Consider the following 22,303-nt stretch of genomic DNA (forward strand, 5'->3'; position numbering starts at 1 on the left):
TGCGCTTGGTGACCAGCATGCCTGCTTGGGCGGGCGCTGTCTCCGGTACCTTTTTGACACCCCAGCATGACGCCCGGCGGGAAAAGCTGGATAATGGCGGGTTTTCTGCCCCCGCTTAGCCCAACTCGTCCGGTGCCCCATGGAAATCAAGGTCAACTATCTCGACAACCTCCGCCTGGAGGCCAAGTTCGACGACTTCACGGTCATCTCCGACCAGCCCATCCGTTACAAGGGCGACGGCTCGGCGCCGGGGCCGTTCGACTACTTCCTGGCCTCCTCGGCCATGTGCGCGGCCTACTTCGTGAAGGTTTACTGCAACGCGCGGGACATCCCCACCGAGAACATCCGCCTGTCGCAGAACAACATCGTCGACCCGGAGAACCGCTACCAGCAGATCTTCAAGATCCAGGTGGAGCTGCCCGAGGATATCTCCGAGAAGGACCGTCAGGGCATCCTGCGCTCCATCGACCGCTGCACGGTGAAGAAGGTGGTGCAGGCCGGCCCCGAGTTCCAGATCGAGGTGGTCGAGAACATCGACGAGGACGCCCAGGCCCTATTGATGGGCAAGTCGATGGGCAAGTCGATGGGCAAGTCGATGGGCAAGGCGAGTGGCGAGAACGGCACCTGGATCGAGGGCAAGGACCTGCCGCTGGAGCAGACCATCGCCAACCTCTCCGCCCACCTGGCGGAGCTCGGCATGAAGATCGAGATCGCCTCCTGGCGCAATATCGTGCCCCACGTCTGGTCGCTGCATATCCGCGACGCCGCCTCGCCGATGTGCTTTACCAACGGCAAGGGTTCCACCAAGGAGAGCGCGCTCTGCTCGGCGCTGGGCGAGTTCATCGAGCGGCTGAGCTGCAACTTCTTCTACAACGACCAGTTCTTCGGCGAGGCGATCGCGGCGAGCGACTTCGTCCACTATCCTAACGAGAAGTGGTTCCAACCGGGCCCGAATGACGCGCTGCCGGCGGATATCCTCGATGAGCATTGCCGCGAGATCTATGACCCGGAAGACGAGCTTCGCGGCTCGCACCTGATCGACACCAACTCGGGCCGGGCCGATCGCGGTATCGTCTCGCTGCCCTTCGTGCGCCACTCCGACGGCGAGACGGTCTACTTCCCCTCGAACCTGATCGAGAACCTCTACCTCAGCAACGGCATGAGCGCCGGCAACACCCTGGCCGAGGCCCAGGTGCAGTGCCTGTCGGAGATCTTCGAGCGGGCGGTGAAGAAGCAGATCATCGAGGAGGAGCTGGCGCTGCCCGACGTGCCGAAGGAGGTGCTCGCACGCTACCCCGAGATCGTCGAGGGCATCGAGGCGCTGGAGGCCCAGGGCTTCCCGGTGCTGGTCAAGGATGCCTCGCTGGGCGGCCAGTTCCCGGTGCTGTGCGTGACTCTGATGAACCCCAGGACCGGCGGCGTGTTCGCCTCCTTCGGCGCCCACCCCAGCTTCCACGTGGCGCTGGAACGCAGCCTCACCGAGCTGCTGCAGGGGCGCAGCTTCGAGGGCCTGAACGACTTCCCGCCCCCCACCTTCAACTCCCTGGAGGTCTCGGAGCCCAACAACTTCGTCGAGCACTTCATCGATTCGTCCGGGGTGATCTCCTGGCGCTTCTTCAGCGCCCGCTCGGACCTCGCCTTCAGCGACTGGGACTTCTCCGGCAGCGGCTCTCGCAGCGGTTCCAGCAGTACCGAGGAGGAGGCGGCAACCCTGTTCGGCCTGCTCGAGGAGCTGGGCCTCGAGGCCTACATGGCCGTGCATGAGGACCTGGGGGCGCCGGTGTGCCGCATCCTGGTGCCCGGGTTCTCCGAGGTCTACCCGGTGGACGACCTGGTGTGGGACAACACCAACGTGGCGCTGCAATACCGCGAGGAGATCCTCAGCCTCCACCGCCTGGGTGACGGCCAGCTGGCCGACCTGCTCGAGCGCCTGGAGGAGAGCCAGCTCGACGAGCACATGGACATCATCACCCTGATCGGCATCGAGTTCGACGAGAACACCGCCTGGGGCCAGCTGACCATCCTCGAGCTGAAGCTGCTGATCAACCTGGCGCTGGAGCAGCACGAGGAGGCCCTGGAGCGGGTCGGCATGTTCCTGCAGTTCAACGACAACACCGTCGAGCGCAATCTCTTCTACCGCGCTGTGCAGGCGGTGCTGGAGATCGTGCTGGATGAGGAACTCGAGCTCGACGACTTCCACGTCAATCTCGGGCGCATGTTCGGCGCGGCGACCCTCGAGGCGGTGGTGGGCTCGGTGGAGGGCAGCGTGCGCTTCCATGGCCTCACGCCGACCAGCATGGCGCTGGAGGGCCTGGAGAGGCACCAGCGCCTGATCGACAGCTACCGGAAACTGCACGCCGCGCGGGCCGCCAGAGCGGGGCTGCGCGTGCCGAGGGCCTGAGCTCTCGACGCACCGACTCACAGACGCATCGGCCCCGGGCCATTGTCGCGAGCGGCATCCTCATGAAACCCCGAGCTGGTTTTCCGTCGTCTCGGGGCTTTTCGTTGGCGGTAACGACTCCTACCATGAGCGAACCGCGGGCTTACCCATGTCACAAGGAGGCCACATGGCAAGATTCAGCACCCTGTTCGTGATGCTGGCGGCCCTCTTCTGGGGGCTCTCCGGCGGGATTGCCGGCATGCTCATGGCCGAGGGCTGGGCGCCGCTGGTGGTGTCGTTCTACCGGGGCGCGATCGGGCTGGGGGTCGTGGTCATCTGGTTGTTGCTGCGCCCGCAGGGCAACGGTCTTGCCAATCGCACGCTGTGGGGCTGGTCGGCGCTCGCCGGGCTCGGGGTGGCCGGTAATTTCTCCTTCTATTTCGTGAGCATCTCCGAGGGCAGTGTCGCGGTGGCGGCGACGCTGATGTACTGCGCCCCGGTGTTCGTCTATCTGGTCTCCTTCGCCCTGCGGTTGGAGCGCCCCACGCCGCTCAAGTGGGCGGCCATCGCCATGGTCATGGTGGGGATCGTGCTGTTGACGCGTATCTACGAGGTGGGGGCGGGCGGTGTCACTCCCCTCGGTGTCGCCGCCGGGCTGCTGTCGGGGCTCTCCTATGCGGTGTTCATCTTCGGCTTCAAGTATGCCGCCCCCCACGGCAGCCCCCAGGCGATCCTGGTCATCGCCCTGGCGGTGTTCTCCGTGGTCCTGTTCGCCGTGGGAGATACCGGGCAGATCCTGGCGGTGGTGGGCACGTCGAGCTGGCCGCTGTTCGCCGTGATCGGGATCCTGGGCGCCGGCCTCTCGTTCATCCTCTATATCATCGGGCTGAACTACACCGCGCCGGCCGTGGCCTCCATCGTGGCCATGGTCGAGCCGGTCACGGCATCGCTGTTCGGGGTCGTGGTGCTAAATGAAAGCCTGGTCGCGATCCAGCTGCTCGGCATGGCCTTGATCCTGGTCACGGTGACGGTGCTGAGCGTCTCGTCCAGCGCTTGATAAGTGATTTGATCTTGTTCGGCGGCAAGAACACTTCCGCAATTTCAATTTCAACCGATCCTATCACCCACGAATGGATTTAACGATATGGAAGCCTTGGCGTTCCTGGGGCCGGCGGCGCTCTACATGATCTCCATGACCATCACCCCGGGCCCCAACAACGTGATGCTCACCGCCTCCGGGGCCAACTTCGGCTTCCTGCGGACCCTGCCGCACATGCTGGGCATCCTGGGGGGCTGCTTCCTGCTGTTTGCCGGCATCGCCCTGGGGCTGGGCCTGCTCTTCGAGCGCTACCCGCTGGTGCAGACGATCCTGCGGGTGGTGGGCAGCGGCTACCTGCTCTACCTGGCCTGGCGCATCGCCACGGCGCCGCCGCCGGACCAGCGCCGGCGCGGCGAGGGGCGCCCGCTAGGCTTCTGGCAGGCGGCGGCCTTCCAGTTCGCCAACCCCAAGGCCTGGGTGATGGGGCTGGCGCTGATGGCGGGCTTTCTGCCCGGCGATGGCAATACCCTGGTCAACGCCCTGCTGCTGGCCGGCTTCGCCGAGCTGGTGGCGCTGCCCTGTATCGCACTGTGGGCGGGTTTTGGAGTGGCCATCGGCCGCTGGCTCGACACGCCGCGCGCCTGGCGGATCCTCAACGGCGTGATGGGGGCGCTCACCGCCGCCTGCGTGATCTTTATCCTGGGGTGAGAGGAGGGGAGATGAAGACGATAGGGCTGATCGGCGGCATGAGCTGGGAATCGAGCCAGACCTACTACCGGCACCTGATCCAGGGGGAGGATACGGACGTTCCCCTCTTCGACAGCACCGCCATCCACGCCAAACAGGCGGTGGAGGCCGCCCTTGTGACCCTGGAGTCGTAGCGCATGCCGGCGAAGCCCCGTTGGATCGGCCTCCTTTGAAAACCTGTAATCATGATGGAGGCGCCTATGACGACGATTGCCAAGAACACGATTTGCCTCTGGTACGAACGCGATGCCGAGGAGGCGGCGAGGTTCTACGCCAGGACCTTTCCTGATTCCTCCGTGGGCGCGGTCCATCGCGCGCCGGGAGACTACCCGGCGGGCAAGCAGGGTGACGTCTTGACCGTCGAGTTCACCGTGATGGGCATACCCTGCCTGGGGCTGAACGGTGGGCCAGGCATCCAGCACAACGAGGCCTTCTCGTTCCAGGTGGCCACCGAGGACCAGGCCGAGACCTACACCAGCCCCGACCGTGCAGCCGCCAAGCGGGCGTTCGATGCCATGATGACGATGAAGAAGATCGACATCGCCGTGATCGAAGCGGCGGTTCGTGGCGAGAAGCCTTCGGCCTAACAACGGCATGCGGTTCACTGCGCTGCGTGTCACCGCCGCCGCTGATGCTGAGCGTTGACCCCCAAGCAAGGCCCCCAAGTCATTCACCTGGCTCGGGGGCCTTGCCACCACTGCGACCAATCGGGTGTGGCATCCATCGTCTTTGTTGAATACGCTGGTTTGTTAAGGTCGCTTAGACGATCAGGCGATATGCCACTACACGCAGCGCAGGGATGGCAGTAGCTCAGTCAGCAACCGGTCGGGGCCATAGTGTGTCAAAATATCAACTTTGTGACCGACACGTTCATTATAAATACCTGTTAGCCTGCAATGACTGAGAGGATATGCCGCCCAAAGCGGATAGACCTATGAATTACACCAAATCCAAACAGCGCGTAGCCGATCACGGGGAAGTGTTTACCCCAGCGTGGATGGTGGTAGCCATGCTCGACCTTGTGAAGGGGGAGACGGAACGCATTGATTCCCGCTTCCTGGAGCCAGCCTGTGGAAGCGGCAATTTCCTCGTGCAGATTCTCCAGCGCAAGCTCGCCGTGGTGGAGCTCAAGTACGGTAAGTCTGACTTTGAAAGACGTCACTACGCGCTGCTCGCGCTGATGTGCCTTTACGGCATCGAGTTGCTGCCGGACAACATCGCTGAGTGTCGCGCGAACCTGTTGGAGATTTTCGCGGAGTACCTTGGCGTGGACGCCACGGATGATTTCTATCTTGCGGCGTCCTATGTTCTATCCCAGAACCTTATCCACGGTGATGCACTGAAAATGCGCACCCACTATGATCGACCGATCACCTTTGCCGAATGGGGTTATCTGGGTAAGGGAAAGTTCCAGCGTCGTGACTTTCATCTCGACGTGCTCGCTACGTCGTCACTATTTAGTGCGCAGGATTCGCTCTTCGCCCACCTCGGCAAGCAAGAGATCTTCCAGCCTATCAAGACCTGGCCAACCATGACGGTGAGCGCACTAGCAGCCACAGGGATCGCCGATGAAAACAAGGGGGCACCGGTATGAGCGGACAGGCAGTATTCACGCTGCGCGGCCGAAATCCAGATGTACTGACGTGCATTGCCAACCTCTCGAACGATGAGGTTTTCACGCCACCGGATTTTGCTAACCGGATGCTGGATACGCTGGCTGAGGCTTGGGCGGCCGATCACGGCGGCGCAGACCTGTGGGCAGACGGGACAGTAAAGTTTCTCGATCCGTGTACCAAGTCGGGTGTGTTTCTGCGCGAGATCACCAGTCGCCTCACCAAGGGGCTGGCGGACGAGATTCCGGATCTCGAAGCCCGCGTCGATCATATCTTAACCAAGCAAGTGTTCGGCATCGGTATCACGCAGCTCACGAGCCTGCTGGCGCGCCGCAGCGTGTATTGTTCGAAGCATGCCAACGGCCACCATTCCATCGGCAGGAGCTTTACGAGCGATGCTGGCAACATCTGGTTTGAACGGATGGAACATACCTGGGAGGGCGAGCGGTGCCGATTCTGTGGCGCCAGCAAAATGATACTCGACCGCGGCGAAGGGCTGGAGTCCCATGCCTACTCTTTCATCCACACCAACGACATCAAGGCTCGAATTGCCGAGCTTTTTGGGGGCGACATGCAATTCGATGTGGTTATTGGAAACCCACCATATCAGTTGAGTGATGGCGGATACGGGACAAGTGCGGCACCTATCTACCATATGTTTGTAGAGAAGGCTTTTGATCTTGATCCACGGTATGCAGTCTTCGTTACGCCATCGCGTTGGATGGGTGGCGGCAAAGGCTTGGATAAGTTCAGAGAACACATGCTCTCCGACAAGCGGATGCGACGCATCGTAGACTACCCGAAGCTCTACGAGGGCTTTCCAGGAGTGAAGATTCGCGGAGGGATTTCCTACTTCCTGTGGGATCGAGAGCACAGTGGCCCGTGTGAGGTACAGACGATCTGGGACGGCCAGCCAACTGGGCCGGCGGTGGCTCGCCATCTCGATGCTTACGATATTCTGGTGCGGCGCAATGAAGCCGTGCCGATCCTGGAAAAGGTCAGAGTCAAGGGCGAACCAACCCTCAATACTCGCGTGTCCAGTCGTAAGCCTTTCGGCCTAGCCACGAATTTCAAGGGAAAGTCATCCAAGTCGGGTTTGAAAAGTCCGGTGAAGCTGTTTGAGAACCAGAAGATTGGTTGGGTCGAACGTAACAGCATTCCGACAAATTCTGCATGGATTGATGAGTGGAAAGTTTTGATGACTGCCGTGCAGGGAACTAGCGCCGCTATTGAGACCAAGTTTCTCAGTAAGCCGATTATTGCCGAGCCGGGTAGTGCTTGCACAGAAACCTACCTTGTGGCTGGGTGCTTCAGTGACAAGGATGAGGCGACAAACTTTGCGCTGTACCTTCGCACGCGTTTCGTTCGCTTCCTCGTATCACTTCGTAAGGCTACACAGCACGCTACTCGTGACGTTTATGCCTTTGTGCCTGACTTGCCGCTAAGTCAGGAGTGGACGGACGAAAAGCTCTACAAGCGCTACGGACTGACCACGGACGAGATCGCCTTTATCGAGTCACAGGTTGCGGAACACGACAGAAAACTGTTCGACTAGACATCTACCAAGGAGGGAGATGATGAGTAAAACCATCGAGGAAATCTTCTCGCCCAAGCCGGTAGCTCGACCCCGTATCTACGCCTACTCGATCGATGACGAGGCGCACAGGGGGCTTCTCAAGGTGGGCCAGACTACGAGAGAGGTGAAGCGTCGCGTCGCTGAGCAGCTTAAGACCGCCGCCATCCAAAACTATCGAATCGAGCTCGACGAAGCCGCCGAGCGAGAGGATGGCAGCAGCATATCTGACTTCGAAGTCCGTGCAGTACTCGTGCGCAAGGGTTTCGAGAAGGCGAACCTGGAATGGATGCGCTGTACGTTAGCGGATGTGCAGACGGTGTTGGCCGAGCTACGCTCCGGTCAGCGATTCACCGGCACGCACCACCAGTCCTTCACCATGCGCAACGAGCAGGTAGAGGCGGTCAACAAGGCTTACGATTATTATCAATCCGTCTGGAATGAGCAGAAGCAGACCGTCCCGCGCTTTCTCTGGAACGCGAAGATGCGTTTTGGAAAGACCTTCGCCACCTACCAGCTCGCGAAGAAGTTAGGTGCGAAGCGTTTGCTCATTGTGACGTTTAAGCCTGCTGTCGAGGATGCCTGGCAGACGGATCTCGAAAGCCACGTGGACTTCGACGGTTGGCAGTATATGTCGCGCAACTCGGGCGGCGATCCAACGGAACTCCCTGCCGATCAACCGCTCGTCTATTTCGGCTCCTTCCAGGACCTACTCGGTCGTGACACGGTGGGGAACATCAAGGCCAGAAACGAATGGATTCACACCATCAACTGGGACCTTGTTGTCTTCGATGAATACCACTTTGGCGCCTGGCGTGACAACGCCAAAGAGCTTTTTGAAGGCGAGGAGGAAGTCAGTAAGGAAATAAAAGCCGAGTACGGTACGACCCTATCTGGCCGCTCCGTAAAGAGTGCCAGTATTGAAGATTTCGAGCGAGAGTTTGAGGAGCTCGCAGAGGCCGAGAACGAATTCTTGCCGATCACCACTGAAGCTTATCTCTACTTATCCGGCACGCCGTTTCGGGCACTGGCCTCGGGTGAGTTCATCGAGGAGCAGATTTTCAACTTGACCTACACCGACGAGCAGCGGGCTAAAGAAGCGTATGCTGCGAACCATCCGGACGAGTGGAATCCGTATGGCGCCTTGCCAGAGATGCGGCTGTTGACCTATCAGATGCCCGATGAACTGCTTGGGATCGCTAGCGCCGGGGAGTTCGACGAGTTCGACCTCAATGCGTTCTTCGAGGCGTCCGGCATCGGCAAGGAGGCACGTTTCAAGCACCAGAACGACGTGCAGAAGTGGCTTGACATCATCCGTGGCCAGTACCTGCCAAGGGCGACCGAGTATCTGAAGACCGGCACGCGTCCGCCCTTTCCGTATTCGGATGTGCGTTTGTTACCCTATCTCCAACATTCGTTCTGGTTCTTGCCAAACGTGGCGGCCTGCCACGCGATGGCTAATCTACTGGCCGAAAAGCACAATGTTTTCTGGCACGGCTATAATGTTGTGGTTGCCGCCGGCTCAGCAGCCGGTATCGGTCTCGATGCGCTGCCGCCGGTGCGCAAGGCAATCGGCAGCGGCTTTGACACCAGTACCATCACACTCTCCTGTGGCAAGCTCACCACCGGCGTTACCGTGCCGCAGTGGTCGTCCATCCTAATGCTACGCAACTTGAAGTCGCCTGAGTCCTACTTCCAGGCCGCGTTCCGCGTGCAATCGCCGTGGTTCATCAAGAACCCCGACGGCGACGACCCGAACAAGGAGGAGATCCTCAAGCCGGCTTGCTTCGTTTTCGACTTCGCACCTACGCGTGCGCTACGCCAACTCTCCGAGTACGCGATCGGTCTTTCGCCCAATGAGCCTAACCCGGAAAACGCGGTTAAGGATCTGGTGTCGTTTCTTCCGGTGCTGGCCTATGACGGTGCGAACATGACGCAGATCGATGCCGGCGGCATTCTCGACATCGCCATGGCGGGCACCTCGGCCACGCTGCTCGCTCGCAAGTGGGAGAGTGCGCTGCTAGTGAACGTAGATAACGACACACTGCGTCGTATTATGGATAATACCGAAGCTATGGCTGCCGTGGAGCGTATCGAGGGTTGGCGTGCATTGGGTGACAACATCATCGAGACCATTATCAACAAGAGTGAGAAGGTAAAGAAGCTCAAGAAGAAGGCCAAAGCGGAGGATTTGTCGCCAAAGGAGAACAGAGAACTTACTGAAGAGGAGCGGGAGTACAAGTCCAAGCGCAAGCTAGTGCAGGAGAAACTGATCAAGTTTGCGACGCGGATTCCCGCGTTCATGTACCTGACCGATTTCCGTGAAAATACGCTCCAGGATGTCATCACCAGGCTCGAACCTGACCTCTTCCTCGCGGTTACCGGCCTGACGGTGCAGGACTTTCACCTGCTCGTGCGGCTTAGGGTTTTCAACACTGAGCAAATGAACCAGGCCGTGTTCGCCTTCCGGCGCTATGAAGATGCCTCGCTTCACTACACCGGCATAGAGAGCCACTCGGGCCTGACACATTATGGGCTGTACGACACCGTGGTGGCACGGGAAGAAGAAGCACCATACGAGATCACGGGCTAACAACAGTGTGCAGCGGACGGCGCTTTGCACTACTGCTGATGCTGGGCGCCATCATCCGTAAGCAAAGCCCCGAGTCAGTCACCTGGCTCGGGGCTTTTGCTTGTTGGCGATGCGATTACCTGGCAGCCAGCGCCACCCCCACCCTGGAGCGGTTGGGCCGCCCGATGGTCTGGGTGATCCAGGTGCCGGTGTCGGCCAGCACATCCAGGTCCACGCCGCTCTCGATGCCCAGCCCGTTGAGCAGGTAGACCACGTCTTCGCTGGCGACGTTGCCCGAGGCGCCCTTGGCGTAGGGGCAGCCGCCGAGGCCGGCGACGGAGCTGTCCACCACACTGATGCCTTCCTCCAGCACCGCGTAGAGGTTGGCGAGCGCCTGGCCGTAGGTGTCGTGGAAGTGGGCGGCGAGATGGGCCATGGGCACCTCGTCGCTGACGGCCTCGAGCATCCGCTTGGCCTTGAGCGGGGTGCCGACGCCGATGGTGTCACCCAGCGACACCTCGTAGCAGCCCATCTCGAACAGCGCCTTCGCGACTTCGGCCACCTTGGCGGGGGCGATCTCGCCCTCGTAGGGGCAGCCCAGCACGCAGGAGACATAGCCGCGCACTCGCACACCGGCCTCGCGGGCACGCTCCAGCACCGGGATGAAGCGCTCCAGGGACTCGGCCACGGAGCAGTTGATGTTCTTCTGCGAGAAGGCCTCGGAAGCGGCGCCGAACACGGCGACCTCCTCGACGCCGCACTCCAGCGCCGCCTCCAGCCCCTTGAGGTTGGGGGTCAGCGCCGCGTAAGTGACGCCGTCCAGCCGGGCGAGGTTCTGCATCACCTGGCGGTGGTCGGCCATCTGCGGCACCCACTTGGGCGAGACGAAGCTGGCCGCCTCGATGTAGGAGAGGCCGGCCGCGCCCAGACGGTCGATCAGCTCCAGCTTGGTGTTGGTGGCGATCGGTTCGGGCTCGTTCTGCAGCCCGTCGCGGGGGCCGACCTCGACCAGGCGCACGTGTTGGGGAAATGCCATGGGGTCTCTCCTTACTCGTCCGGGGCGAACTCGAGCAGCACATCGCCCTGGCCCACGGTGTCGCCGGCCTGGAAGTGGAAGCTTGCCACGTGGCCATCGGCGGGGGCGGACATGGTGTGCTCCATCTTCATGGCCTCCATGACCATCAGCGGCATGCCTTTCTCTACCTTCTGGCCTTCTTCCACCAACAGCGCTACCACGGTGCCGTGCATGGGGGCGGTGAGGGTGGATTCCGTCTCGTGCTGGCCGTGGTCGATGGCATCGATGCGGCGCCAGAACAGGCGGGTCTCGCCGCGCGGGTCGACCATCACCACCACGTTGCCGTCGCGGCGTGCCTGCAGGCGGCGGCGGTGGCCGTTGAGGGTGACCGCCACGGCATCGCCTTCCAGGTGCTGGAGCGAGGCGGTGAGGGTCTCGTCGCCGATGGTCAGCTGCCAGAGGGCATCGCCGCGCTCGCGGGTGCCGTCGACCACCACCACGGCGTCGGAGCTGTCGTCGTCCTTGGCGTGGGCCGGGTCGCACAGGGCGATGCGGATGGTGTGCGGGGCGTTGAGGCGGAAGCCGTCATGGCGATCCCAGGGGGAGTCGCTTTCGCACTCGCGGGCCAGCTGGTTGAGGCCCACCAGGGCGGCGCCGGCATACTCCTTGATGCTGTAACGACGGGGCGCGAACAGCGTCTCTTCGTTGCGCTCGATGAAACGGGTATCGAGATCACACGCCTTGAAGGCGGGGTGGGTGGCCAGCCGCTGCAGGAAGGCGCGGTTGGTGACCACGCCCTGCACGTCCAGGGCGGCCAGCGCCCGGTTGAGGGTGGCCAGCGCCTGGTCGCGGTCGTCGCCGTGGACGATCAGCTTGGCGAGCATCGGGTCGTAGTGCATGGAGACTTCGTCGCCGGTCTCCACGCCGCTGTCCAGGCGCACCTTGGCCGGGTCGAGGCCGGCGCCTTCCAGGTCCAGGGCGAAGCGGGTGAGCACCCCGGTGGCGGGCAAGAAGTCCTGCTCCGGGTCCTCGGCATAGAGGCGCGCCTCGAAGCTGTGGCCGGTGATGGTCAATTCATCCTGCGCGAGAGGGAGTCTCTCACCCATGGCCACGCGCAGCTGCCACTCGACCAGGTCCTGGCCGGTGATCATCTCGGTGACCGGGTGCTCCACCTGCAGGCGAGTGTTCATCTCCATGAAGAAGAAGGAGCCGTCGGCATCCAGCAGGAACTCCACGGTGCCGGCGCCCACGTAGCCGATCTCCTTGGCGGCGCGCACGGCGGCCTCGCCCATCTCGCGGCGCAGCGCCGCGCTCATGCCCGGGGCCGGGGCCTCTTCCAACACCTTCTGGTGGCGGCGCTGCACGGAGCAGTCGCGTTCGAACAGGTAGACGCCGTTGCCGTGGCTGTCGCAGAACACCTGGACCTCCACGTGGCGCGGCTGGGTCAGGTACTTCTCGATCAGCATGCGCTGGTCGCCGAAGGCTGACTGGGACTCGCGGCGGCAGCCCTCCAGGGCGGCCTGGAAGCCCTCGGGGGACTCCACCACGCGCATGCCCTTGCCGCCGCCGCCGGCGCTGGCCTTGAGCAGTACCGGGTAGCCGATCTTGTCGGCCTCGGTCTTGAGCAGGGCGTCGTCCTGGTCGTCGCCGTGGTAGCCCGGCACCAGCGGCACGCCGGCGTGGGACATGCGCTCCTTGGCGGCGGACTTGTCGCCCATGGCGGCGATGGCCGAGGCGGGCGGGCCGACGAAGGTGATGCCGGCCTGCTGCAGGGCCTCCACGAAGGCGCCGTTCTCGGAGAGAAAGCCGTAGCCGGGGTGGATGGCGCCGGCGCCGGTGCGCCGTGCCGCCTCGATCACTGCCTCGACCTTGAGGTAGCTCTCCCGGGCCGCGGCGGGGCCGAGGCGGATGGCCTCGTCGGCCTCGCGCACGTGGCGGGCGTTGGCGTCGGCGTCGGAGTAGACGGCCACGGTGCGCAGGCCCATGGCGCGCGCGGTGCGCATCACCCGGCAGGCGATCTCGCCGCGGTTGGCGACCAGCAGGGTATCGAACTTCTTCACTTCAGAGGTCATGAGCGGGGCTCCGCGGCACGGTTGTTGTGACTGACGTCGGCCGGTTGGTGATGATCGGCGGGTGAGTTCCAGTCGGGGCGGCGCTTCTCGAAGAAGCTGGCCAGGCCCTCCTGACCCTCGGCGCTGACGCGCAGTTCGGAGATCACCCGGCAGGTGTGCTCGCGGGTCGCCTGGCTGTCGGGGGCGCGGGCCACCTCGGCGAGCAGCGCCTTGGTGGCGCGCTGGGCCTGGGGCGAGCCGGCCAGCACCACCTCGAGCATGGCCTGCACGGCGGCGTCGAGGGCGTCATGCTCCACCACCTGGTGGGCCAGCCCCAGCGCCAGGGCGGTGGGGGCGTCCATCACCTCGGCGGTCAGCGCGTAGCGGCGCATCTGACGCGAGCCGATGGCGCGCTGCACGTAGGGGCTGATCACTGCCGGCGAGAGGCCGATCTTCACCTCGGAGAGGCAGAACTTCGCCTTCTCGGAGGCGACGACCAGGTCGCAGCAGGCGGCCAGGCCCACGGCGCCGCCGAAGGCGGCACCCTGCACGCGGCAGACGGTGGGGCAGGGCAGGGTATCGAGGCCGTGCATCAGGGCGGCGAGCTTGCGCGAGTCGGCGAGGTTGCCGTCGAAGTCGTATTCGACCATGCGCTTCATCCAGCCGAGGTCGGCCCCGGCGGAGAAGCTCTTGCCCTCGGAGCCCAGCACCACCGCGCGCACCTCGCCGTGGTGGGCGGCCTCATGCAGCCGCTCCAGGTGGGCGTTGAGCTCACTGATCAGGCTGTCGTCGAAGGCGTTGTGGACCTCGGGGCGCTCCAGCGTGAGCCAGGCGATGCCGCGGTCATCCAGTTCCAGCCGTGAGAAGGTCTGTTGTGTTGCCATGGGGAGATCCTTCCTTACATCCGGAATACGCCGAACTTGGTCTCTTCGACCTCGGCATTCATGGCGGCGGCCAGCGACAGGCCGAGCACGTCGCGGGTCTGGGCCGGGTCGATCACGCCGTCGTCCCACAGCCGCGCACTGGCGTAGTAGGGGTGGCCCTGGTGCTCGTACTGCTCGCGGGTGGGCTGCTTGAAGGCCTCTTCCTCCTCCTTGGTCCACTCGCGGCCCTCGCGCTCGATCTGCTCGCGTTTGACCTGGGCCAGTACGCCTGCTGCCTGTTCGCCGCCCATGACGGAAATTCGGGCATTCGGCCACATGAACAGCAGGTTGGGATCGTAGGCGCGGCCGCACATGCCGTAGTTGCCGGCGCCGAAGCTGCCGCCGATCAGCACGGTGAACTTGGGCACCCGGGCGCAGGCCACCGCGGTGACCAGCTTGGCACCGTGCTTGGCGATGCCCTCGTGTTCGTACTTGGAGCCCACCATGAAACCGGTGATGTTCTGCAGGAAGATCAGCGGCACTTTCCTCTGCGCACAAAGCTCGATGAAGTGCGCGCCCTTGACCGCGGATTCCGAGAACAGCACGCCGTTGTTGGCGACGATACCCACCGGGTAGCCGTGGATATGGGCGAAGCCGGTGACCAGGGTGTCGCCGTAGTAGCGCTTGAACTCGTCGAAGTCGGAGTCGTCGACGATGCGCGCGATCACCTCGCGCACGTCGTAGGGCTTCTTGAGGTCGGTGCCGACGATGCCGTAGATCTCGGCCGGGTCGAGCTTGGGCGGCTTGGGCGCCTGCATCTTGAGCTGGCCGCGCTTCTGCCAGTTCAGGCGCGAGATGCAGGCGCGGCAGAGCTGCAGGGCGTGAGCGTCGTTCTCGGCATAGTGGTCGGCCACGCCGCTCTTCTTGGCGTGGACGTCGGCGCCGCCCAGGTCCTCGGCGCTGATGCTCTCGCCGGTGGCGGCCTTCACCAGGGGCGGGCCGCCCAGGAAGATGGTGCCCTGCTCGCGGACGATGATCGACTCGTCGGCCATGGCCGGCACGTAGGCGCCGCCGGCAGTGCAGGAGCCCATCACCACGGCGATCTGCGGGATGCCCTCGGCGGAGAGCGTCGCCTGGTTGTAGAAGATGCGGCCGAAGTGGTCGCGATCCGGGAAGACCTCGTCCTGGCGGGGCAGGAAGGCGCCGCCGGAGTCGACCAGGTAGATGCACGGCAGGCGGTGCTTGCGGGCGATCTCCTGGGCGCGGATGTGCTTGCGCACGGTGAGCGGGAAGTAGGTGCCGCCCTTGACGGTGGCGTCGTTGGCGACGATCACGCACTCGACGCCCGAGACGCGGCCGATGCCGGTGACCACGCCGGCGGCGGGAATCGAGGAGTCGTAGACCTCATGGGCGGCCAGCGCCGAGAACTCGAGGAAGGGCGAGCCCTCGTCGATCAGGTGGTCGATACGGTCGCGCACGAACAGCTTGCCGCGGGACTCGTGGCGGAGGCGGGCCTTCTCGCCGCCGCCCTGGGCGATGGCGGCGGTCAGCTCGCGCAGCTTCAGCACCTCGGCGCGCATCGTTGCCTCGTTGGTCTGGAAGCCGTCGCTGCGCGGATTGATCTGGGTCTGCAGAATTGCCATGGGCCTACCCTTACTTGGATTCGTTGAAGAGTTCGCGGCCGATCAGCATCCGGCGGATCTCGCTGGTGCCGGCGCCGATCTCGTAGAGCTTGGCGTCGCGCAGCAGGCGGCCGGTGGGGTACTCGTTGATGTAGCCGTTGCCGCCGAGCAGCTGGATGGCGTCCAGCGCCACCTGGGTGGCCTTCTCCGCGCAGTAGAGGATGACGCCGGCGGCGTCCTTGCGGGAGGTCTGGCCGCGGTCGCAGCCGGCGGCCACGGCGTAGAGGTAGGCGCGGCAGGCGTTCAGGGTGGTGTACATGTCGGCCACCTTGCCCTGCACCAGCTGGAACTCGCCGATGGACTGGCCGAACTGCTGACGCTCGTGAATGTAGGGCACCACGATGTCCATGGCGGCCTGCATGATGCCGATGGGGCCGGCGGCCAGCACGGTGCGCTCGTAGTCGAGGCCGCTCATCAGCACGCGCACGCCACGGTTCAGCTCACCGAGGATATTCTCTTCCGGCACTTCGCAGTCCTGGAACACCAGCTCACAGGTGTTGGAACCGCGCATGCCGAGCTTGTCGAGCTTCTGTGCGGTGGTAAAGCCTGGCATGCCCTTCTCGATGATGAAGGCGGTGATGCCCTTGGAACCGGCATCGGGGTCGGTCTTGGCGTAGACCACCAGCACGTGGGCGTCGGGGCCGTTGGTGATCCACATCTTGTTGCCGTTGAGGATGTACTTGTCGCCATCCTTCCGGGCGCGCAGCTTCATGGAGACCACGTCGGAGCCGGCGCCCGGCTCGGACATGGCCAGCGCGCCAATGTGTTCGCCGCTCATCAGCTTGGGCAGGTACTTGGCCTTCTGCTCGGCGGTGGCGTTGATCTTGAACTGGTTCACGCAGAGGTTGGAGTGGGCGCCGTAGGAGAGGCCCACGGAGGCGCTGGCCCGGGAGATCTCCTCCAGGGCGATGCAGTGCGCCAGGTAGCCCATGCCGGTGCCGCCATCTTCCTCGGAGACGGTGATGCCGAGCAGGCCCATGTCGCCGAACTTTTGCCACAGATCGTTGGGGAACTCGTTCTTCTCGTCGATCTCGGCGGCGCGCGGGGCGATCTCGTCGCGGGCGAAGGCGTTGACCTGGTCGCGCAGCATGTTCAGTTCGTCGTCGAGGCCGAAGTCGAGGGGCTTGAAGGGCGTGTGCATGGGCGAGGCTCCGGTTCTTGTCGGGTGGTGAAATTCGATGCTGGCACAAGACTAGGCGAGGTTGACGTTAACGTAAAGTGCAGCCGTTGGCGGCTTAGACGAATGTCTCAAACCCAGGGGCAGGCGGCAAGCGAGAAACAGCGAGCCCGAACCAGGAACGCGTAGAAAGGGACGCCAACCAGGAAGGCCAACCAGGAACGCCGACAAGAGGGGCAGCCGGGAAGGCTGCCCCTGGTTGCCTTACCCGGCCAGCCAGGTGATCAGCTGGTGGTAGAGCGGGATGCCCAGGATCACGTTGAGGGGGAAGGTGAACCCCAGGGCGGCGAGCATGGCAAGACCAATGTTGGCCTGGGGAATGGCGGTGCGCATGGCGGCCGGGGCGGCGATGTAGGAGGCGCTGGCGGCAAGCGCGGTGAGGATCAGCAGCGAGCCGGTGGGCAGGCCCAGCGCCAGGCCCACGGCCAGGCCGGCCAGGGCCAGCAGCGGCGGGGCGGCCAGGGCGAAGGTCAGCAGCCGCCAGTGGTACCAGGGGATGGGGCGCAGGGTCTCGGCGGCGGTCAGGCCCATCTGCAGCAGGAAGAGGGCGAGCACGGCGTGGAAGGCGCCGGTGAGCAGGTCGGTAACGTTGGCACCCTCCATGGGGCCGTACATGGCGCCGATTACCGCGCCGCCGGCCAGCAGGATCACCCCCCGGTTGGTCAGCGTCTCGTGCCAGATGCCCTGCATCGCCTCGCCCCGTTCGGCACCCTTGTAGCGACGATAGAGGGCGATGGCCACCATGATCGCCGGCAGCTCCATCATCACGAGATACAGGGTGACCTCGGCGCCGATCGGCAGGCCGCGCCCCTCGGCGAAGGCCAGCGCCACGGCGAAGGTGCCGGCGCTCACCGAGCCGTAGTGGGCGGCCAGGCTGGCACTGTCGGCGGGAGAGAGCCGAACCCACCGGCGCAGCACCGGCATCAGGGCCAGCGGGATCACCGCGCCGAGCGCCGCCACGGCGAGCAGCTCTGGCAGCAGCGACCAGCCCAGGTTGCCGTAGAGCGCCATGCCGCCCTTGAGGCCGATGGTCAGCATCAGCAGCAGGCTCAGGGTGTCATAGGCGGCCTTGGGAATGGCCAGGTCGGACTTCACCACGCCGGCCAGAAGGCCGAGCAGGAAGAACATCACCACGATATCGGGCATCTGGAGACTCTCGCATTGCGGTTGGAGGAACGCCGCGCATTGTGAGAAAGCCGTGCTATTGATACCAATAAAGTCTTTGGTAACTCATCATTGATGATCATCTATGAAGGCGTGGAGACGACCATGAATATTCGCCACCTTACCTTCCGGCTACTGCAGGTCCATGTGGCGGTGATCGGGGCCGGTTCAATCAGCGAGGCGGCGCGCCGCCTGCACCTGACCCAGCCCACCGTCTCCCAGCAGCTCAAGCGGCTGGCCGAGGCGGTAGGCGAGCCCCTGCTCGAGAGCCACCAGGGACGGCTGGTACCTACCGAGGCGGGGGACGAGCTCTACCGGGCCAGCCGCGAGGTGCTGGGGCGCTTCGCCGACTTCGCCGACTACCTGGCCGCGCTGCGCGGTGGCGAGCGGGGGCGCTTCTCCATCGCCCTGGTCAACACCGCCCAGTATGTGCTGCCTCGCCTGCTCGGCCCCTACAGCCAGGCGTTCCCCGATGTCGACGTCACCGTGCATATCGGCAACCGCCGTCAGATGCTGACCCGCTTCGAGCGCCAGGAGGATGACCTCTACGTTTTCAGCCATCCGCCGTCTCTGGCCCACGCCCTTGCCGGGCGTTTCCTGCGCAACCCGCTGGTCGCGGTGGCGCCCCGGGGGCACCGGCTGGCCGAACGCGAGCGCATCGCCATGGGCGAACTGCTGGAGGAGCGCTTCCTGCTGCGCGAGCCCGGCTCGGCTACGCGCATGCTGTTCGAGAGCTGGCTGCAGGAGCAAGGGCTATCGCTGGGGCCGACTCTGCAGATGGCCAGCAACGAGGCGATCCGCGTCGGCGTGGCGGCCGGGATGGGCCTCGCCGTGCTCTCCGAGCACGTGCTGCCGCCGGAGCACTCCGACATCGCCATCCTGCCGGTGGCGGGACTGCCCATCGAGAGCCACTGGCAGTTCATCGTGCGCCGCGACCGCCGCCTCTCCCACGCGGCGCACGGCTTCCTGCGCTTCGCCGAAGGGAACCTGGCGGAGTGCGTGGAGGCCCGCTTCCTGGGCAACGAACTGGCGAGTCTGCTGGGGCGGCTGGATCAATCGGCACCGGGGTGAATATGACGAGAATCGGTCCGGGGGACGACCACAGTCTTGCTGCCTCCTCTATTCAATATGTATTCACTATACGTATTCACTATGCCGTTCAGAGTAATTCCCCCTTCGCTCTCCGCCATGTTTCGAGCCTTGGCCTGCCGCAGTGGAGGCTGTGGCAGGCGGCAGGTATCTCACCTCGTCAGGCAGGCCGGGCTCGACCCTTGCCCTGACCTGAAGGCAACAGCGCTTGGGCTATGCTTGTCTGGCACGATAGACGAGACATCCCAATGCTTTGTGGTAATGTAAAAAACGCCTTGTATTCTGGATAACGGACTTAAGTTTATTGAGCAAGATCATGGTGCCAGTCGAGAGTGAATGGCCGGCCGCTACGGTGTTGATGTTGTGGTAATAAATTGTGGGGTAATGAAAGGCTGGCGATTATGTCATGGTATAAGTCGATATGATTTCCTAAAAGAAAGAATGCTATCCCGTATTTTAGGCAAAGTTTTGGCAAAAAAATGGACCTGGGAAAGAGGGCCGGCCACGGTCAATAATCATATGTACATCGGTGTTCTTATATGGCCAAAATCATTTCGACGACTTCCGGAATCATAGAGGCAGAAGCCTATCAGGAAAAGATCCTGCCCGGGGTGTCGCGCAGCTTCGCCCTCACCATTCCACAGCTTCCGGCCGACCTGAGAAAGGTGGTGACCAACGCTTATTGTCTTTGCAGAATTGTGGATACTCTAGAAGACGAACCATCGCTTTCTTTCTTGCAGAAGGCAATCTTCCATGAACGGTTTCTAGGTGTGCTACGAGGAGAGGAAAAGGCACTTGATTTCGCCAGGCAGGTTACGCCGCTGCTCTCAGACGCCACGTCGTCGCATGAGCGAGAGTTGATGGCCAACACGCCATTGATCGTTCGTTGTACCCGTAGCCTGACGCCATCTCAGCAACAGGTGCTGATCAAGTGTGTGAGCATCATGTGTCGTGGCATGGGCTGCTATCAGGAAAAATCGAGTCTGGAAGGCTTGGCTGACCTGGGCGAAGTGGATCGTTATTGCTATCACGTGGCGGGTGTCGTAGGAGAAATGCTCACCGAGCTGTTTTGCGAATATTCAGGCGAAATACATGAGAAGCGTGCCGAGATGCTGGCGCTGGCGCCCTCCTTTGGAGAAGGTCTTCAGCTCACCAATATACTCAAGGATCTTTGGGACGATTGGCAACGTGGCGTCTGTTGGCTGCCGCGCAAGGAATTCAGGGAGTTTGGTGTGGAATTGTCTGGCATGGCCCCGGGAGGCAGTGCCCCGGCATTTGCAGCGGCACTGCGCTATATGATCGGTATTGCCCATGCCCATTTAGGCAACGCCCTTCGCTACACCTTGATGATTCCTCAGAGTGAACCTGGTATCAGGCGCTTCTGCCTATGGGCGATCGGCCTTGCCGTACTCACACTCAGGCGAATACATGCTCGGCCGACTTATCGCAGCGGCAAGCAGGTCAAGGTGTCACGTCGCATTGTGAAAGCCACCATCGTCAGTACTGGCCTTACGGCACGCCATAACGGAATGCTAAAACTACTGTTCGCTGGCGTGACCACGGGGTTGCCGCTAAGCCCAATTTCGGGCCCAGACTCTGAACTGAGTGCCTGGGCCTTCGAGCCGTCTGCTGGTGGTAGTTTTCCGATGGAACGTGGTGGTCAGCTGCTACGCAACGGCGGACAGTAGGCAGATGGGCTGAGGTGTCTGAATAATTTCTGTACCGTTGGTGTCTGGCACAAAAACAATTTCCTGTGGACAGGCAATCATCGCCTGCTGGAATCAGGCGACGACGACTAGATCATGGAGGTAGCTATTGATTGAAACAGGCGAAAGCGAACGCGACGAGATCGTGTCTTACGAGGATGAAGCGCTAATCCTGGTCGATGACCAGGACAGGGAGCTGGGTCATTTGAGCAAGCTAAAGTGTCACGAAGGCGACGGTGTTTTGCATCGTGCCTTTTCACTTTTTGTGTTCAATGGCCGCGGGGAGCTCCTGCTTCAACAGCGTGCGGCAGGCAAACGCTTGTGGCCACTCTTCTGGTCTAACAGCTGTTGTAGTCATCCGCGTCGAGGCGAGCGTATGACAGAGGCGGTTCACCGGCGGCTTTGGCAAGAGCTCGGCATCGAGGCAGAGCTCGATTACCTTTACAAGTTTCGCTACCAGGCTCGCTACGATGCGAGCGGAGCCGAACACGAGCTGTGCTCTGTATATCTCGGGGTCAGTGACGAGGCGCCGCGCCCCAACCGCCAGGAAATCGCAGACTGGCGCTGGATACCACCCGCAAAGCTTGATGCCGAGCTGGTCTCGCGGGCGGAACACTACACGCCTTGGTTCAAGATGGAGTGGAGGCGACTACGTAGCGAATTTGCAGATGAGATAAAGACATATACCCGATAGGGTAGACGGTGGGTAATCTCTTCTTGGTATTTTGCTTCTCCATCATTTCCACCCCACTCGGAATCCGTCGGTGCGCTGGGCATCGCCGCTGTCGGGGCGCGCGTTGGGAAAGAAGAGCGGCTCGCCATTAACCTTGAACCCAGCGATGGCCTGCTGGCCTTCGGCGGATAGCAGCCACTCGTGCCACTGGTCGGCCAGGTCGTGTTTCAGGTGGGGATAGCGCTCGGGGTCGATCCGCAGGCTGCCGTACTGGTTGAACAGCGCCTCGTCGCCCGCGAAGAGCAGAACCAGGTCCTGTGGGTTCTCGAAGGCGACCCAGGTGGCGCGGTCGCTCATCACGTAGGCGTCCATGGCGGCGGCGGTGTTCAGGGTCGGTCCCATGCCGCTGCCCAGTTCCCGATACCAGGCCCCGCCGGGATCGACGCCGGCGGCCTCCCACAGGCGCTGCTCGGCCCGATTCGTGCCGCTGTCGTCGCCGCGGGAGGCGAAGGGGGACTGGGTCTCGGCAATCAGCGCCAGGGCCTCGGACACCGTTTCGGCGCCGGCGATGCCGGCCGGGTCATTGGCGGGGCCGATGATCACGAAGTCGTTGACCATCACGTTGGCTCGCTCGGTGGCGTAGCCGTCGGCGACGAATCGCTCCTCGCCTTGGGTATCGTGGACCAGCAGGCTGTCGGCATCGCCGCGGCGGGCGATCTCGAATGCCTGGCCGGTGCCGACGGCCACTACCCGCACCTGGATGCCGGTGGCTTCTGCGAAGGCCGGCAGCAGGTGGCCAAAGAGCCCGGACTGCTCGGTGGAGGTGGTGGAGGCCAGGACGATATAGCCGTCGCTGGCCTGGGCCGCTGAGATGCCGGCCAGACCGACGAGGCCGGCCAGCGCCAGAGGGACGAAGGGTAAAGGGACGGGAGAAAGGAAGCGCTTCGTCATCTTGATGT

Annotated in this window: 18 protein-coding genes; 11 read left to right on the forward strand and 7 right to left on the reverse strand. The window is 63.0% G+C overall.

Features of this window, described 5'->3' with window-relative positions; translation table 11 throughout:
* Positions 1-139: 139 nt before the first annotated feature.
* The 8 genes from ACR80S_RS10405 (at position 140) to ACR80S_RS10440 (ending at position 9,945) form a co-directional block, all read left to right on the forward strand.
* Positions 140-2,401, forward strand: a complete 2,262-nt coding sequence (locus ACR80S_RS10405; RefSeq protein ID WP_435403147.1) for an OsmC domain/YcaO domain-containing protein — start codon at positions 140-142, stop codon at positions 2,399-2,401.
* Positions 2,402-2,567: 166 nt separating this feature from the next.
* A complete protein-coding gene (locus ACR80S_RS10410) occupies positions 2,568-3,437 on the forward strand; it encodes a DMT family transporter (RefSeq protein WP_435403148.1) in 870 nt (289 codons plus the stop codon).
* An 87-nt stretch (positions 3,438-3,524) separates the two neighbouring features.
* Positions 3,525-4,127, forward strand: a complete 603-nt coding sequence (locus ACR80S_RS10415; RefSeq protein WP_435403149.1) for a LysE family translocator — start codon at positions 3,525-3,527, stop codon at positions 4,125-4,127.
* 11 nt (positions 4,128-4,138) lie between these two features.
* Positions 4,139-4,300, forward strand: coding sequence for a hypothetical protein (locus ACR80S_RS10420; protein WP_435403150.1), 162 nt, complete (start codon positions 4,139-4,141; stop codon positions 4,298-4,300).
* Between the two features lie 66 nt (positions 4,301-4,366).
* Positions 4,367-4,753 (forward strand): VOC family protein, encoded by a 387-nt coding sequence (locus ACR80S_RS10425; RefSeq protein WP_435403151.1) that lies wholly within the window; start codon positions 4,367-4,369, stop codon positions 4,751-4,753.
* Positions 4,754-5,100: 347 nt separating this feature from the next.
* Positions 5,101-5,760 (forward strand): N-6 DNA methylase, encoded by a 660-nt coding sequence (locus tag ACR80S_RS10430; RefSeq protein WP_435403152.1) that lies wholly within the window; start codon positions 5,101-5,103, stop codon positions 5,758-5,760.
* Complete coding sequence (locus tag ACR80S_RS10435; protein ID WP_435403153.1) at positions 5,757-7,334, forward strand: Eco57I restriction-modification methylase domain-containing protein; 1,578 nt, start codon at positions 5,757-5,759, stop codon at positions 7,332-7,334. The genes ACR80S_RS10430 and ACR80S_RS10435 overlap by 4 nt, the downstream gene beginning before the upstream one ends.
* A 22-nt stretch (positions 7,335-7,356) precedes the next feature.
* Positions 7,357-9,945 carry a DEAD/DEAH box helicase gene (locus ACR80S_RS10440; RefSeq protein ID WP_435403154.1) on the forward strand — a complete coding sequence of 863 codons (2,589 nt, stop codon included), beginning with the start codon at positions 7,357-7,359 and terminating at the stop codon, positions 9,943-9,945.
* A 115-nt stretch (positions 9,946-10,060) separates the two neighbouring features.
* On the opposite strand, the gene ACR80S_RS10445 is transcribed toward ACR80S_RS10440, so the two are convergent.
* The 6 genes from ACR80S_RS10445 to ACR80S_RS10470 all read right to left on the reverse strand — a co-directional run bounded on the left by ACR80S_RS10445 (position 10,061) and on the right by ACR80S_RS10470 (position 17,858).
* The gene (locus ACR80S_RS10445) at positions 10,061-10,960 is read right to left on the reverse strand and encodes a hydroxymethylglutaryl-CoA lyase (protein ID WP_435403155.1); all 900 of its coding nucleotides are present in this window, start codon (positions 10,958-10,960) and stop codon (positions 10,061-10,063) included.
* An 11-nt stretch (positions 10,961-10,971) separates the two neighbouring features.
* Positions 10,972-13,011 (reverse strand): acetyl/propionyl/methylcrotonyl-CoA carboxylase subunit alpha, encoded by a 2,040-nt coding sequence (locus ACR80S_RS10450; RefSeq protein ID WP_435399112.1) that lies wholly within the window; start codon positions 13,009-13,011, stop codon positions 10,972-10,974.
* Positions 13,008-13,874, reverse strand: a complete 867-nt coding sequence (locus ACR80S_RS10455; RefSeq protein WP_435399111.1) for an enoyl-CoA hydratase-related protein — start codon at positions 13,872-13,874, stop codon at positions 13,008-13,010. The genes ACR80S_RS10450 and ACR80S_RS10455 overlap by 4 nt, the downstream gene beginning before the upstream one ends.
* A gap of 14 nt (positions 13,875-13,888) precedes the next feature.
* The gene (locus ACR80S_RS10460) at positions 13,889-15,496 is read right to left on the reverse strand and encodes a carboxyl transferase domain-containing protein (RefSeq protein WP_435403156.1); all 1,608 of its coding nucleotides are present in this window, start codon (positions 15,494-15,496) and stop codon (positions 13,889-13,891) included.
* Positions 15,497-15,506: 10 nt separating this feature from the next.
* On the reverse strand, positions 15,507-16,676 hold the full coding sequence (locus ACR80S_RS10465) for an isovaleryl-CoA dehydrogenase (RefSeq protein WP_435399109.1): 1,170 nt from the start codon (positions 16,674-16,676) through the stop codon (positions 15,507-15,509).
* A gap of 240 nt (positions 16,677-16,916) precedes the next feature.
* The gene (locus ACR80S_RS10470; RefSeq protein ID WP_435399108.1) at positions 16,917-17,858 is read right to left on the reverse strand and encodes a sodium-dependent bicarbonate transport family permease; all 942 of its coding nucleotides are present in this window, start codon (positions 17,856-17,858) and stop codon (positions 16,917-16,919) included.
* Positions 17,859-17,981: 123 nt separating this feature from the next.
* Here ACR80S_RS10470 and ACR80S_RS10475 point away from each other — a divergent pair, with 123 nt between their 5' ends.
* From ACR80S_RS10475 to idi, 3 genes are all read left to right on the forward strand, one after another.
* The gene (locus ACR80S_RS10475; RefSeq protein ID WP_435403157.1) at positions 17,982-18,947 is read left to right on the forward strand and encodes a LysR family transcriptional regulator; all 966 of its coding nucleotides are present in this window, start codon (positions 17,982-17,984) and stop codon (positions 18,945-18,947) included.
* Between the two features lie 557 nt (positions 18,948-19,504).
* Entirely contained in the window at positions 19,505-20,653 is a 1,149-nt protein-coding gene (locus ACR80S_RS10480; protein WP_435399105.1) for a phytoene/squalene synthase family protein, read from the forward strand.
* A 127-nt stretch (positions 20,654-20,780) separates the two neighbouring features.
* A complete protein-coding gene (idi, locus tag ACR80S_RS10485) occupies positions 20,781-21,365 on the forward strand; it encodes an isopentenyl-diphosphate Delta-isomerase (RefSeq protein ID WP_435399104.1) in 585 nt (194 codons plus the stop codon).
* A gap of 42 nt (positions 21,366-21,407) precedes the next feature.
* On the opposite strand, the gene ACR80S_RS10490 is transcribed toward idi, so the two are convergent.
* Positions 21,408-22,295, reverse strand: a complete 888-nt coding sequence (locus tag ACR80S_RS10490) for an ABC transporter substrate-binding protein (protein ID WP_463323802.1) — start codon at positions 22,293-22,295, stop codon at positions 21,408-21,410.
* Positions 22,296-22,303: the final 8 nt, after the last annotated feature.

This window comes from Halomonas salsilacus (assembly GCF_051216275.1).
GTDB lineage: Bacteria > Pseudomonadota > Gammaproteobacteria > Pseudomonadales > Halomonadaceae > Halomonas.